Raw genomic sequence first — 13,974 nt, forward strand, 5'->3', positions numbered from 1 at the left:
GCAGTCAAGCTTCATGCCTACACTTTAGACAATTCTACCATTCGCGCAAGTGCACTGCAACAAAATCTGCTTTTCCCACAGCAAACCGGAAATGCTCTGTCCTTGCGCACTGGTCGTGCTAAGGGCTGTGCGCGGCGATCCCGTCGCCCATCTCCTCATCCCCGATTCGTCTGTCACTGGTTCAAAAATGCCGAAGCGCGCGCGTACCGCAGCCATCCTTGTCGCAGCCGGGCGCGGACTGCGCGCCGGTGCCGGCGGGCCCAAGCAATACCGCACGATCGGCGGACAAACCGTGATCTACCGCGCGATGGAGGCTTTCTCCGGGCATCCGGATGTGCTCGCCGTCCAGCCCGTGGTGAATCCCGACGATGCCGCGCTTTTCCAGGAGGCGGTTGCCGGCTTGCGTCATCGGACAGCCGTCCCCGGTGGGGCGACCCGTCAGGCCTCCGTGCATGCGGGGCTCGAGGCACTCGCCGACCAGAGACTGGATATCGTCCTGATCCACGACGCCGCGCGTCCCTTCGTCACGCCAGCCGTGATCTCGCGCGCGATCGCGGCCGCGGGCCGCACGGGCGCCGCGATCCCCGTGGTTCCCGTTACCGACACAATCAAACTCACCGGCGATACCGGCGACGTCGAAGCGACTCCGGAGCGTGCACGCTTGCGGATCGCGCAGACGCCACAGGCCTTTCGTTTCGACGTGATATTGGAGGCGCATCGTCGCGCGGCGCGCGAGGGCCGCAGCGATTTCACCGACGACGCGGCGCTTGCGGAATGGGCGGGATTGACGGTTGCGACTTTTGAAGGTGATCCTGCCAACATGAAACTCACGACGCCTGAGGACTTCGTCCGCGAGGAAGCGCGGTTGGCGAGCCAGCTTGGCGATATCAGGACCGGCACCGGTTATGATGTGCACGCCTTCGGCGACGGCGACCACGTCATGATCTGCGGCGTGCGCGTCCCGCACAGTAGGGGCTTCCTCGCCCATTCCGATGGCGACGTCGGGCTGCACGCGCTGGTCGACGCTATACTCGGTGCGCTGGCCGACGGCGACATCGGCTCACACTTCCCGCCGAGCGACGCCAAGTGGAAAGGCGCCTCCTCCGACCAGTTCTTGAAATATGCCGTCGAGCGCGTCACCGCGCGCGGCGGACGCATCGCCAATCTCGAGGTGACGTTGATCTGTGAGCGGCCGAAGATCGGCCCGCTGCGCGATACGATGCGCGCGAAGATCGCCGAGATTTCCGGCGTCCATATCTCGCGCGTCGCGGTCAAGGCAACCACGAGTGAGCGGCTCGGCTTCACCGGCCGCGAGGAAGGCATTGCAGCGACCGCGAGTGCCACCATCCGCCTGCCCTGGGACGACAAAGGTTGGAGCGCATAACATGGGCGGCAGCGACGCTCGTGCCCTCTCCCGCTCGCTGCTCGACCTGTGCCGGATGCGCAAGCTGACCATCGCGACCGCCGAATCCTGCACCGGCGGGCTGGTTGCCGGCGCGCTCACCGACATCCCCGGCTCCTCCGACGTGATCGACCGCGGCTTCGTCACCTATTCGAATGAGGCCAAACGCATGATGCTCGGCGTCAAGGCTGCGACGCTCGAAACGTTCGGTGCGGTCAGCAAGGAAACCGCGACCGCGATGGCGATCGGCGCGCTGGAAAAGGCTGGCGTCGATCTCGCAGTCTCCATCACCGGCATCGCGGGCCCGGGCGGCGCGACACCGGGCAAGCCCGTGGGGCTGGTTCATTTCGCCGTCGCCGCGCGCGACGGCCGCATCATCCACCGCGAACAACGATTTGGTGCGATCGGCCGTACGGCGGTGCGCCAGCGTTCGGTGGTCGAAGCCTTGCGCATGTTGATGGAATTGGCGCGGCCCCCGCAGGCCGCCAAGCCCCGCCGCGAGGCCGTGAGCCGGTTGCGGCCACGAGTCGCCCGCTCACCGCGTAGTCACGCCGCCAAGCGCCGCCGGTTACCGCGTGGATAGCTGGGTGTGACGATCCATGCGCGGCGATTCCTTTCGTTTCGTCGTGCCTCAACTGCGACCCAGTGACGCTTGCTCCAGGGGAACGCGGCGCGTTATCGGCTGTTATCGCACGCCCACCTTCGTCCATGATTCCTAGCCCCAACAAGGAGACAATAATGAAGCTGCGAACCATGCTTGTGACCGCGACAACGGCGGCTATGACGCTTTCAGTCGCACCCTCGTCCGCCGCGCCACTCGCGCTCGCGACGTTGCAAGATCAGCCGGCGTCGGTCCAGCAGGTGCAGTATCGTCACTGGCATGGAGGTCCCCGCTACGGCTATCGCGGCGGATATTACGGCTATCGGGGCGGATATTACGGGGACCGCGGAAACGGCGCGGCGATCATCGGCGGCCTTGCAGCCGGCGCGATCATCGGCGGCGCGATAGCCGCGAGCCAGGCGAAAGCCAACAACGACGCCTATTGCTCGCAGCGCTTCCGCTCCTACGATCCGGCGTCGGGCACCTATCTCTCCAACTACGGCACACGGCGCCCCTGTCCGTAGCCAACAGTCGATCTCACGAGACGGCTCCGGAATGCCCGGCCTAGCGCCGGGCATTCACGTTGCGGGGACCGAGAAACGAAGCAGAACGAGACGGCCCTAGGTCGAAAGCTGGGGCTTTCCATAGATCTGGTCCGCCCGCTTCTCGAACGCCGCTGCGAAGCGTGAAAATGCGGCATCGAACATCGAGCCCATCAGCATCGCCAGCATCCGGCTCTTGAACTCGTAGGACAGGAAGAAACCGACATCGCAATCGGTTTCGGACCTTGGCTCGAAGGTCCAACGATTCTCCAGATTGCTGAACGGGCCGCGCAAATATTCGACCAGAATCTTCCGGTTGGGCGGGTCGAGGGTCACTTTGCTCGTGAAGGATTCCCGCACCAGCTTGAACGACACGGTCATGTCGGCGATCACGACCTCGGTGCCATCGTCATTCGGTGTGCGCTGGCGCACCTTCAGCGACTGGCACAGCGGCACGAATTCCGGATAGCGCTCGACGTCGGCAACCAGATCGAACATTTGCTGCGCGGCGTGGTGCACCCGCCGCTTGCTGGAGAATCGCGGCATCAGTGAATACTCGTGCGCTTTCGCTTCAATGCGAGGTCTTGCAGATAGTCATCCGCCTGCTCACGGTCCGTGAAGCACACCAGCGTTTGATCGGGCCGCAACCCCTGAAAATATGCGACAAGCTTCGGCCGTTGCTGCTGCCGATAGGTCCAGACGTAGCGAAAGAATTCAAGGTCGATCTTCTCCGGACAGCCGTCCGCCATCTCGGGGCGTACCTTGCCATAGCTTGCCGCGATCCGCTTGAAGATTCCGAACATGCAGGCCGACCGCGGCAGATCGAACCAGATGACCGTATCCGAAAGTTGCCGCCGCAGTTCGCCTGCGCCGCTCGTCATATAGTTCCCATCCATGATCCAACGCGGTTGCTTCGCGGCCTCGACCATGCGGCTCTGGAATTCCTCCTTTCCGGATTCGACCCAGCCCGGCTTCCAGAACAACGCATCGATCGATACCGTCGGAATGCCGGTGATGTCCGATAGCCGACGCGCGAAAGTCGACTTGCCGGACCCCGACGATCCCATCACCAGAACACGTTGCATTGGTCCAGTCCGAGGCTGGAGCACGATCTGAACCGGTCGGCGCCGGCCCTTCCAATAGATCGTGCTCGATGAAACGATGGAACGCGGCGACGATGTCTCCGCCGTCTATAGCGCGATGGGATCGAATTGAAGCGTCATCGCGCTTTCGCTCTTTGCTTGAGCATGATCCTTTCGGAAAGCCGCTTCGCACCTTTCCCAATCACACTGTCGTATTTCTAGCGGCCACGGGCCAGACGCGCCGCCTGCAGTTTCGCAAAATCCTCGCCGGCGTGATGCGACGAGCGAGTCAGCGGGCTCGCCGACACCATCAGGAATCCCTTGGTGTAGGCGACACGCTCATAGCCTGCGAATTCGTCCGGCGTCACATAGCGCATCACGGCGTGGTGCTTGCGGGTCGGCTGCAGATATTGGCCGATGGTCAGGAAGTCGACGTCGGCGGAACGCAGATCATCCATCACCTGCAACACTTCGTGCCGCTCCTCGCCGAGCCCGACCATGATGCCAGACTTGGTGAAAATGGTCGGATCCATTTCCTTGACCCGTTGCAGCAGCCGGATCGAATGGAAATAGCGTGCGCCCGGACGGACGGTCAGGTAGCGCGACGGCACCGTTTCCAGATTGTGATTGAATACATCGGGCTTTGCCGCGACCACGCGCTCCAGCGCGCCATCCTTGCGCAGGAAGTCGGGCGTCAAAATCTCGATTGTGGTGGTGGGGCAGCGTGCGCGGATCGCACGGATGGTTTGCGCGAAGTGCTCGGCACCGCCATCGGCGAGATCGTCGCGGTCAACCGAGGTCACAACAACATGGGTGAGGCCAAGCTTGGAGGTTGCCTCGGCAACGTAGTCGGGTTCGTGGGCCTCGAGCGCGACGGGCATGCCGGTCTTGACGTTGCAGAATGCGCACGCCCGCGTGCAGGTATCCCCCATGATCATGAAAGTGGCGTGCTTCTTGTCCCAGCACTCGCCGATATTCGGGCAGCCAGCCTCCTCACAGACGGTGACGAGGCCGTTCTCCTTCACGATCCGGCGCGTATCGGCATAGCCACGCGTGTTCGGCGCGCGGACGCGGATCCAGTCCGGCTTCGGAGGCGACGCGGCGTCCGGCCGGTTCACCTTTTCGGGGTGCCGCGGGCGGACCTGCGTGGTTGAAATAGTGTCGACAATGGTGACCATAGGTGCCTGCAAGTCGCGAGGAGGCTTAGCTAATCCGTGTTGGCTCGGCTCGCAACCCGGCCCGTGCGACCCTAGCAGACCGCGCAATATATTGGCAGTCTTTCGGCCCGTTCCGCCCCGATTCCTCCTGAAAATGGCTCAAAAACCCCAATCGACCAAAGCGCCGGCGACGCGCCTCGGCAAGCCGCTGAAACGCTCCTTCTTCGACCGCAGCGTCCATGAGGTCGCACCCGACCTGATCGGCACCACGTTCCTTGTCGACGGCGTCGGCGGCATCATTGTCGAGGTCGAGGCCTATCATCACACCGATCCCGCCGCACACTCCTACCGGGGACCGACCCCACGCAATCAGGTGATGTTCGGTCCACCGGGCTTCTCGTATGTCTACCGCTCCTACGGCATCCACTGGTGCGTGAATTTCGTCTGCGAGGAGGCCGGCTCTGCCAGCGCCGTGCTGATCCGCGCGATCGAGCCGACGCACGGGATCGCGGCGATGCGCCGCCGACGCGGTTTGGATGACGTTCGCACCTTGTGCTCCGGGCCCGGCAAGCTCTGTGAGGCGCTTGGCATCACCATCGCGCACAGTGAATTACCGCTCGACCGGGCTCCGATCGCGCTCCATGCCCGCACCGGCACGCCGGAGATCGTCTCAGGCGTGCGAATCGGGATCACCAAGGCAGTCGACCTGCCCTGGCGCTACGGGGTGAAGGGATCGAAGTTCCTCAGCAAGCGGTTTTGAGCGCCACGGCGTTGCCCGCTACGACGCCTTCTTCAGGCGTTCGAGCGCTTCGAGGATCTTGGCCTTGCGCTCGAGTGCAGCCTCGCGCTTTCCCTTCTCCTCCTCGACGAGTTCTTCCGGCGCGTTGGCGACGAACTTCTCGTTGGAGAGTTTGGCGTCGACACGTTTGATGTCGGCGTCGGCCTTGCCGAGCTCCTTTTGCAGACGCGCCTGCTCGGCGACCAGATCGATGACGCCCTTGAGCGGCAGCGCCACCACGTCGCCGCGGACGAGAAGCTGCACCGCGCCTTCCGGTGGACAATCGGCGAACGAGATATCGGAGAGCCGCGCCAGGCGCTTGATAGTATCGTTCCAGCGCTGCGCGCGATCGCGCGTCTCGTCTGAGGCTCCCGATATCACCAGCGGTGTCAGCGTCGACGGCGGGATGTTCATCTCTGCCTTCACCGAGCGCATCGCGGTGACGAGGTCGACCACCCAGCCGATCTCGGCCTCCGCCGCGGGATCGCTGAAATCGTCGGCGTCGAGTGCCGCAATGACCGGCGGAATGACCTCGCCATTCGGCCCGGTCATTGCCATCACAGCCAGATCTTCGCCGCTCAGCGCCGTCGCCTTGCGCGGCCATGTTTCGAGCACCAGCAGGCCATCACGCTTGGCCGTCACGGCCCACAGCTCCTCGGTGATGAAGGGCATGAACGGATGCAGCAGCTTCAGGATCTCGTCGCGCGTCCAGGCGATCATGGCGCGCGTCTCGGCCTTTGCCGCGCCCTCCTCGCCCATGAGCACCGGCTTGGCCAATTCGAGATACCAATCGCAGAACACATTCCATACGAAGCGGTAGATCGCCCCCGCCGCATCGTTGAAGCGATAGCCCTGGATCGCCTCGGTCACCTCGCGGGTGACGCGCGAGGTCTCGTGCGCGATCCAGCGGTTCAGGGTTTCCCTGGCGCCCTTCGCATCGAAGCCGTCCGGCTTCACGCACTCGTTCATCTCGGCGAAGCGACAGGCGTTCCAGAACTTGGTCGCGAAGTTGCGGTTGGTCTCGACCAGATGCGGCGACAGGCGAATGTCGTGGCCCTGGGCAGCCTCGCGCGTCAGCGCAAAGCGCAGCGCGTCGGCGCCGTATTCGTCGATCACACCGAGCGGATCGATGACGTTGCCCTTCGACTTCGACATCTTGGCGCCCTTCTCGTCGCGGACGAGACGGTGGATGTAAACAGTCGAGAACGGCGCCTCCTTCATGAAGTGAAGCCCCATCATCATCATCCGCGCGACCCAGAAGAAGATGATGTCGAACCCCGTGACCAGCGCGCTGGTCGGGTAGTAGCGCTTCACCTCCGCCGTGTCGTCCGGCCAGCCCAGCGTCGAGAACGGCCATAGTGCCGACGAGAACCAGGTGTCGAGCACGTCTTCGTCGCGGGTGATGAAGCCCTCACGCTTGGCGGGGTCGAGCGCCATTTCGCGGCCCTGCTCCGGCGTAATGACCTCCTGCTCGACATAGTAGCCGAGCGCGTTGCCGACAGCCTCTTCCTCGGTCTCGGCGACGAACGCCTTGCCGTCGGGTCCATACCACGCTGGAATCTGATGGCCCCACCAGAGCTGGCGCGAGATGCACCAGGGCTGAATGTTCTCCATCCACTCGAAATAAGTCTTCTCCCAGTTCTTCGGCACGAAAGTGGTTTCGCCCGAACGCACCGCCGCCATCGCCGGCTGCGCCATCGTCTTGGCATCGACATACCACTGGTCGGTCAGATAAGGCTCGATCACGACGCCGGAGCGGTCGCCGTGCGGCACCATGTGGGTGTTCGGCTCGATCCGCTCCAGGAAGCCAAACTCGTCCAGCCGGGTCACGATCTTCTTGCGCGCGGCGAAGCGCTCGATCTGATGAAACTCCTCCGCGAAATCCGAGGCGCCCTCCGGCAGGCCGCGCAGATAGTCCTCGTTGCCGACCAAGTTGAGGCAGCCCTCCTGATCGAGCACGCTGATCTGCGGCAGGCCGTGGCGCTTGCCGATCTCGAAGTCGTTGAAGTCGTGCGCCGGCGTCACCTTGACAGCGCCCGAGCCTTTCTCCGGATCGGAATAGTCGTCGGCGACGATCGGAATCTTGCGACCGACCAGCGGCAGAATGACGTGCTCGCCGACCAAATCGGTGTAGCGCTCATCGTCCGGATGCACCGCGACCGCGGAGTCGCCGAGCATGGTTTCGGGACGCGTGGTTGCGACCACGATGAACGACTTGGGATCATCAGGGCTAAATGCCCGGCCTTCGATCGGATAGCGCAGGTACCAAAGGCTGCCCTTGACCTCGACCTGCTGCACTTCGAGATCGGAGATCGCGGTCAGCAGCTTGGGGTCCCAATTGACCAAGCGCTTGTCCTTGTAGATCAGCCCCTGGCGGTGCAATTCGACGAACACCTTGACGACGGCACGCGACAGCCCCTCGTCCATCGTGAAGCGCTCGCGCGACCAGTCGCAGGAGGCGCCCAGGCGTTTGAGCTGGTTGACGATGGTGCCGCCGCTCTCGGCTTTCCACTGCCACACCCGTTCGAGGAATTTGGCGCGGCCCATCTCGCGCCGGCCCGGCTCCTGGCGTTCCATCAATTGCCGCTCGACCACCATCTGGGTCGCGATGCCGGCATGGTCGGTTCCGGGCTGCCACAGCACGTCGCGGCCACGCATCCGCTCGAAACGGCACAGGATGTCCTGTAGCGTGTTGTTGAGCGCGTGCCCCATGTGCAGCGAGCCGGTCACGTTCGGCGGCGGGATCACGATGGTGAACGGCGTGGCGTCCTTGCGTTCGGGCCGTCCGGCTTTGAACGCACCGCTCTCCTCCCAAATCCGGGACATCCGGCGCTCGATATCGGCGGGCTGGTAGTTTTTCTCGATCATGACAATGCGATTTCGACCATGGAAACGGCTAGAAAGCCGCCCCAACGCACCAAGTCAACCGGACCTGCGCGCAGAAACGACGATTAGGCCAACTTTGGGTGGCTGAATGAGGTCCGCAAGGCCCGCGGCCCGAGCCTACCGTCCGCGGGATACCCGCTCGATTTCGGCCTTGACGATGCGCTCGACCAGCCCCGGCAAGTTGTCGTCCAGCCAGGCCTTGAGCATCGGTCGCAGCATCTCCTTGACCAGATCCTCAAGCGTTCGCGCATTGTTGCTGAGCACCGTATTGGCCAGGGAATTGAAGGCGGATTCGACCGCCCGCATTGTGGTTCCCGAGAGGATCGGCTGCATAAACGGGGTGTCGATCGGCGGCGGCTCATGAGCCGGCGGCCGCATGCGCGTGGAGGCTTCCGCAAATTCGACGTCGTCTTGCGGCTCGACCTTGTGGAACGACGCGGCTGCTTCCGGAGCGGGCGTCGGATCCGGCAGCGCCATCTCGTCGGTGAGCTCGAACACGTCGCCATCCGGTTGCGGAGGCCTGATCTCGGACGGCGGCGTCGCCTCATCGAGGCTGGCCAACAAGGAGTCGATATCGTCCTGACTGTTGCTGGCCGCCGGCGCAGCCGGCGCTGGCTTTGGGCTCGGCATGGCAACCTTCGCGGCGGATGGTGGCGCTGGCGGAGGATTCTTCACTGCGGGTTTGGCCTGCGGTGGCGGCTCGACCTTGGGCGGTGGCGCGGCGGTCGCCGCCTTCTCGACAGCAGCCGGTTTATCGGCCGTGGCCGGCTTCGCCTCGTCGTCGGCAATGATGCGGCGGATCGACGCCAGAATCTCCTCCATCGAGGGCTCTTGGACCTTCGCAGGTTGCGTCATCGCCGACTCCACATCGAAACCATCTTACATCAAGCCCCGGAGGATTCGCCGGTTCCGATTTTGCAGGCCGAGATTTTCGTCGCTCACGCCCGACTTGTCCCCAGATCAAGCCCGTCAGCGGCTTCGCGCAAGCTCGTGTCGTCCAAGACACGAACTGTCGGCCACGCCATGCGGCTGGCCGCGCCGCGAATCGCTTTGCTGCCCAACGAAACGGTATGTCAGGGCATTTATCGATTGCAAGCAAGCGCGCCCGCCTGTGGTCCTGATTGACTCAGAACCACAAGCTAGGCGCGTCAGGCGACGTTGATGTGGCGGTTAGCGGCCGTCGGGCGTGCGGACGCCGGCCCAGCTATCACGCACCTGATGGTAGTGCACGCTGGGATCATAGACATTGGTCTTGAGCCTCATCACTTGCGGCGACAGGCGACCGATCGCATTCAACACATTGTAGGAGGCGACGACGCGATCGTGCTGCGCGGTCACAAGCGCATTGCGGGCGTTGACGAGGGCCTGCTGCGCGTTCAGCACGTCGAGCGTGGTGCGCTGGCCGGCCTTGGCCTCCTCGCGCACACCGTTCAGCGCAATTTCCGACGCAGTCACCTGCGCCTGTGCCGACGCCACCTGCGCCTTGCCGGCAAGCAACTGGCCCCATGCGGTGACGACATCGGCGCGCGCCTGATTCCGCGTCTGTTCCAGAACCTGGCGCTGCTGCGCCAGCGATTCCTTGGACTGCCGGATCAACGAATACTCCGAGCCGCCCTGGTAGATCGGCACCGACACCTGCACGTTGGCGGCGGCGTTGAATGCACGATAGATTTGTAACTGTTGCTCGAAGGCCTGGTTCACCGAGACCTGCAGCCCCACCGTCGGGAACAGCGCGCCTTCGTTGACCTTGACCTGGAGGAAGTTGACGTCAACGCCGTACATCGCGGCAGTGACGTTCGGGTTCTGGGTCAAACCCAGTTCCACGGCGGCGGCGAGCGTAGCCGGCAGGAAACGGTCAACTGGCGACCCCGGCGCGAGATTCTCCGGCTCGTTGCCGATGATGCGGCGGAAGTTCGACCGCGTCGTGGTAAGGTTCGATTCCGCAGTGAGCTGCTGGGTTCGACCGGCCGCGAGTTGCGCCTCGGATTGTGCGACGTCAGTGCGCGTCACCTCACCCACATTGAAGCGATCCTGGGTCTGCTTCAGCGTCTGCTCGAGCACGCGCGTGTTGCTACGCTGGACCTCGACGATCGCGGAATCGCGAAGATAGTCCATGTAGATCGTGGCGGCCTGCAGCATCACGGTCTGCTCCAGCACGCGCAAGCCCTCGCGTGCTGACGACACCTGACTTTCCGCAGCGCGCACCCGGGGCGCGGTCTGCGCATTGAACAGCGATTGGTCGACGGTGAGACCCACGCTGCGCGGCGCAGTCGTGCCGTGGATCGCAGGAGTGCCTCGCGTCAACTGCTCATCGGTGTACTGATAACCCCCGCTCGCGGTCAGCGAGGCCCTCGGGCGATAACCCGAAAGCGCCTGCGGCACGTTCTCGTCGGTCGATCGCACCAATGCGCGCTGCGCGTTGAGCTGGGGATTGTTTTGGTAGGCTCGCACCAGCGCGGCCTCGATTGTGTCGGCCAAGGCGGGCACCGGGCCCAACTCCGCCAACAGAAGGACCGCAACCGCAGCCGTGGTGACAATCTTCACCCCTCGCATCCCCAACATTCCATTCATTTTGTAGTCGCCGACCCATCATGCCCATGAGCCTAGCGTCGCTTCAGACGAAGTGAGTCCCGCCTCACCTTAGTCCGCAGCTAAGAGCAACGGAACTCCTCCGCAATGTAACGCGGTGGAAACTCTTCACGTGGGGCAAACGGGCCACACTTCTGATTCAGAATGGGATTTTATCAGGTGCTGCACTGCGGTAGCGGGTGGGGGGCGCTCAGAAGACGAAGGCGGGAAGCCGTTCAAGCCCCGGCAAAACCGGAGCTGTGCCGTCGAACAATTCGCGATGGCCGTAGTCCTTGTTGAAGTGGGTCACGAGACTGGCCCGGGGCGGCTGCGAAAGGGCGAAGACCCCAACCAGACGGCCGCCTTCCTTGAGCTGGGCATAAAGCCCCGTCGGGATAATTTCGGTCGCGCCGTTGAGGACGATCACGTCGAATGGCGCGCCGGCGGCATCTCCATCGGCCGCGGCGGCGGTCCTCACGGTGACATTCTGGGCGCCAAGCTGCGCCAGCGCCGCAGCCGCCTTCGACGCGAGGGCCGGATCGCTTTCGGTCGCGGTCACCTCTGCGGCGAAGCGCGACACCACCGCAGCGGCATAGCCGGTCGCGCAGCCGACGATCAGCACGCGGTCAGTATTCTTGATGTCGGCAGCCTGGAGCATCTTGGCGAGCAGCGCGGGCTTGATCAGGCAGCGCTGACCCGCCCCCTTCTCAGCGACGTCCAAGTCGAGGTCCAGATAGGCCAGCGCCTGCTTGCCGGCCGGAACGAAGGCCTCGCGCGGCACCGCCAGCATGGCATCGAGGATTCGCTCATCGGTGACGTCGCTCGGACGCACCTGACCATCGACCATATACTGGCGCGCGGCCGAAAAACCGGACATTGACGGAACCCTGCAAATCACGCGGCAGCGCCGCTGGAGCTAGAACAGGGCCACCTTTTGGAACAAGCTCCGCCAAAACGCAACACGCCGTCGACGCGCGCAACGGCCCGAAGGATGCTCGCGGCGCTTCCTTATTCGATGGTGACGGCCAGCCGGCCAATCAGGCGCGCCACCTCGTCGAGATGTTCCGAATCGCGCGCCTCGATAGCCTTCGCCAACCGGCGCAGGCACTCATCGTCACTGATATCGGGAACGTCTCCGGGAACGAGTGTCGGCTGCAGCATCGACAAGTCGATCAGGATCTCGGACATGGAAAAATCACCTCTCAGAACCCGGCGAGAGGAACGTTCGATAGCCATTAAGTCGATTTGACGACCGACTTAGCCCACCCGCGGCGAACCACAGGCTTGTGAACGATGATCCGGACTTTGTCGGTGGGGCCAGAGCTGGCTCCCCGGGCTGGATTCGAACCAGCGACCATTCGATTAACAGTCGAATGCTCTACCGCTGAGCTACCGAGGAATGGGCGAACATCTGTTCGCGAGCGGGCAGCGTATAACAAAGGCTTTCGGCCTTGCAAAGAACCAAATGACAGTCGCAGCCCAACTTTAACGAGGAGCGCAAACTCGCTACGGGCCAAGGATTTGCCCGCGCTACGGCACCCTCGACGCGCACTCCCGCCGCGATTGCCGGCGATGGCTGCAATAAACAGTGACCGCGACGCGACCTGCTCCGACGTGCCAAGCCGGTATTGGAATAGTTTTTCCCGGAATGTGATTTCTTTCACAGGAGGCCTGTACGGCCGGACCTAATTTCCCGCCGGGGAAAACGACGATCCGTTTGCCGATTCGGTTCGATGTGAGCGTCCGTTAGCTAAAATTCGAACGATCCGCTCAATCCGGACACAAGACAGATTTGCCACCATGGCGCTCTCGAACCCCGGAGAGCGCGATGAGCGAAGTCGAATTTGATCTGCTGTTGGACGCCGTACGAACGGCCGTCGCGCCCGAGGAGGATTTCTTGGCTCAGCCCCTGCCCCGCGTTCAGCCGCCGCCGCGCGCCGCCAACGACAACCGCGCGCCATGGCCGCTGATTCCGTTTCCCGACGGCTGGCACGCCGCCTGTTAAGGCAGCGTCTTATCTGTTGACCGCAAGTGATTGATAGGAAAGGTGGAGGCCACGACCAGAATTGAACTGGTGTACACGGTTTTGCAGACCGTTGCGTAACCACTCCGCCACGTGGCCCCACGGGCCGCACTCATATACGGCCTCACTCCGATAGGCAACCGAGCCGGACCGCAATCGCGCACCAATCGCGGCGTCCCTTTTCGTCACCGGGTGCTAGCCTCGCCTCCGCCTGCGGAAGTCCCGCTTCTTTGGTCTTGGCGCCAGTTCCGGCATGTTGACCTGCACCTCGCGGAATCTCGCCAACATTCGCTCGAAACTTGCGACCAGCGTCACGGCAATGTCCGGCCGCTTCTCCAACCCGGCCAGCAGCATCGCTGCCGCCTCGATGGTGGACAGGCCATCGCGCCGTGGTTCCCGGCGCAACCGGCCATAACGTGAGGGCCGCTTCGGTCCGAGAATCACGCGCTGGCATTTCAGTATCCAGGCATTGCGCCACCACAAGGCCTTGGCCTGGCTCCAGGTGCCGTCGAGCAGCACGACGCCCTCGATGTCGGCGAGGACGCCGCGCTGGTCCGGCTCCAGTTCCCCTTTGCGGTTGATGGCAATGATCTCGGCATCGGTATCGAGGTCCTCGGCCTTGGCCGAGCCGAGATAGAGCACCGCCCAGCGCGACGGGTCAGCGGCCGGCCGGCCGAGTGCCTTCGACAGACTCGGCCAGGAGAGCCCGATCCGGACGACCGCGTTCTTGAAATGTCGCGCGGTCAGCCGCGCGGTGCCAAGCGCCCTGTCCTGCTCCTGCGGATGCTGCAGGATCAGAAGCTGGATGCGGCTCTCGATCGGCGTGACACTGTCGCAGATGCACAGTGGCAGCGGCTTGCCGCAATGCGGGCATTCCGGGAGCGTCTCGATCACAATATCGGTCTGTGAGTCCGTCGGTTCCGACATGGGTTCGC

At 63.5% G+C, this 13,974-nt stretch carries 14 protein-coding genes and 2 tRNA genes; 5 read left to right on the forward strand and 11 right to left on the reverse strand.

Annotated features, from left to right (window positions below; all coding sequences use genetic code 11):
• The first annotated feature begins 187 nt into the window (after positions 1 to 187).
• From P6U30_RS19330 to P6U30_RS19340, 3 genes are all read left to right on the forward strand, one after another.
• Positions 188 to 1,384 (forward strand): bifunctional 2-C-methyl-D-erythritol 4-phosphate cytidylyltransferase/2-C-methyl-D-erythritol 2,4-cyclodiphosphate synthase, encoded by a 1,197-nt coding sequence (locus P6U30_RS19330; RefSeq protein ID WP_407164531.1) that lies wholly within the window; start codon positions 188 to 190, stop codon positions 1,382 to 1,384.
• A 1-nt stretch (position 1,385) separates the two neighbouring features.
• Positions 1,386 to 1,985 (forward strand): CinA family protein, encoded by a 600-nt coding sequence (locus P6U30_RS19335; protein WP_407164533.1) that lies wholly within the window; start codon positions 1,386 to 1,388, stop codon positions 1,983 to 1,985.
• A 155-nt stretch (positions 1,986 to 2,140) separates the two neighbouring features.
• Positions 2,141 to 2,527, forward strand: coding sequence for a BA14K family protein (locus P6U30_RS19340; protein WP_407164535.1), 387 nt, complete (start codon positions 2,141 to 2,143; stop codon positions 2,525 to 2,527).
• A gap of 96 nt (positions 2,528 to 2,623) precedes the next feature.
• Here the strand turns inward: P6U30_RS19340 and P6U30_RS19345 are convergent, their stop codons facing one another.
• From P6U30_RS19345 to lipA, 3 genes are all read right to left on the reverse strand, one after another.
• Positions 2,624 to 3,091 carry a type II toxin-antitoxin system RatA family toxin gene (locus P6U30_RS19345; protein ID WP_407146203.1) on the reverse strand — a complete coding sequence of 156 codons (468 nt, stop codon included), beginning with the start codon at positions 3,089 to 3,091 and terminating at the stop codon, positions 2,624 to 2,626.
• Positions 3,091 to 3,630 carry a DNA topology modulation protein gene (locus P6U30_RS19350; protein ID WP_407164537.1) on the reverse strand — a complete coding sequence of 180 codons (540 nt, stop codon included), beginning with the start codon at positions 3,628 to 3,630 and terminating at the stop codon, positions 3,091 to 3,093. Before P6U30_RS19350 ends, P6U30_RS19345 begins: the two co-directional genes overlap by 1 nt.
• Before the next feature lie 215 nt (positions 3,631 to 3,845).
• Positions 3,846 to 4,805 carry a lipoyl synthase gene (gene lipA, locus P6U30_RS19355; RefSeq protein ID WP_407164539.1) on the reverse strand — a complete coding sequence of 320 codons (960 nt, stop codon included), beginning with the start codon at positions 4,803 to 4,805 and terminating at the stop codon, positions 3,846 to 3,848.
• Between the two features lie 133 nt (positions 4,806 to 4,938).
• Here lipA and P6U30_RS19360 point away from each other — a divergent pair, with 133 nt between their 5' ends.
• Positions 4,939 to 5,544 carry a DNA-3-methyladenine glycosylase gene (locus tag P6U30_RS19360; RefSeq protein WP_407164541.1) on the forward strand — a complete coding sequence of 202 codons (606 nt, stop codon included), beginning with the start codon at positions 4,939 to 4,941 and terminating at the stop codon, positions 5,542 to 5,544.
• 18 nt (positions 5,545 to 5,562) lie between these two features.
• On the opposite strand, the gene P6U30_RS19365 is transcribed toward P6U30_RS19360, so the two are convergent.
• The 6 genes from P6U30_RS19365 to P6U30_RS19390 all read right to left on the reverse strand — a co-directional run bounded on the left by P6U30_RS19365 (position 5,563) and on the right by P6U30_RS19390 (position 12,415).
• Complete coding sequence (locus tag P6U30_RS19365) at positions 5,563 to 8,430, reverse strand: valine--tRNA ligase (RefSeq protein WP_407164542.1); 2,868 nt, start codon at positions 8,428 to 8,430, stop codon at positions 5,563 to 5,565.
• 135 nt (positions 8,431 to 8,565) lie between these two features.
• Positions 8,566 to 9,303 (reverse strand): PopZ family protein, encoded by a 738-nt coding sequence (locus tag P6U30_RS19370; protein ID WP_407164544.1) that lies wholly within the window; start codon positions 9,301 to 9,303, stop codon positions 8,566 to 8,568.
• Positions 9,304 to 9,618: 315 nt separating this feature from the next.
• Positions 9,619 to 11,001, reverse strand: coding sequence for a TolC family outer membrane protein (locus P6U30_RS19375; protein WP_407164545.1), 1,383 nt, complete (start codon positions 10,999 to 11,001; stop codon positions 9,619 to 9,621).
• Between the two features lie 226 nt (positions 11,002 to 11,227).
• Positions 11,228 to 11,893, reverse strand: a complete 666-nt coding sequence (locus P6U30_RS19380) for a protein-L-isoaspartate O-methyltransferase family protein (protein ID WP_407164547.1) — start codon at positions 11,891 to 11,893, stop codon at positions 11,228 to 11,230.
• 131 nt (positions 11,894 to 12,024) lie between these two features.
• Positions 12,025 to 12,204 (reverse strand): hypothetical protein, encoded by a 180-nt coding sequence (locus tag P6U30_RS19385; RefSeq protein ID WP_407164548.1) that lies wholly within the window; start codon positions 12,202 to 12,204, stop codon positions 12,025 to 12,027.
• A gap of 136 nt (positions 12,205 to 12,340) precedes the next feature.
• A tRNA-Asn gene (locus tag P6U30_RS19390) sits at positions 12,341 to 12,415 on the reverse strand.
• 429 nt (positions 12,416 to 12,844) lie between these two features.
• Here P6U30_RS19390 and P6U30_RS19395 point away from each other — a divergent pair.
• Positions 12,845 to 13,021, forward strand: coding sequence for a hypothetical protein (locus tag P6U30_RS19395; protein WP_407164549.1), 177 nt, complete (start codon positions 12,845 to 12,847; stop codon positions 13,019 to 13,021).
• Positions 13,022 to 13,064: 43 nt separating this feature from the next.
• On the opposite strand, the gene P6U30_RS19400 is transcribed toward P6U30_RS19395, so the two are convergent.
• Positions 13,065 to 13,138: transfer RNA gene (locus tag P6U30_RS19400), tRNA-Cys, on the reverse strand.
• 96 nt (positions 13,139 to 13,234) lie between these two features.
• On the reverse strand, positions 13,235 to 13,966 hold the full coding sequence (locus P6U30_RS19405) for a tRNA-uridine aminocarboxypropyltransferase (protein WP_407164550.1): 732 nt from the start codon (positions 13,964 to 13,966) through the stop codon (positions 13,235 to 13,237).
• Between the last annotated feature and the right edge of the window lie 8 nt (positions 13,967 to 13,974).

This window comes from Bradyrhizobium sp. ORS 111, assembly GCF_045571485.1.
Taxonomy (GTDB): Bacteria; Pseudomonadota; Alphaproteobacteria; order Rhizobiales; family Xanthobacteraceae; genus Bradyrhizobium.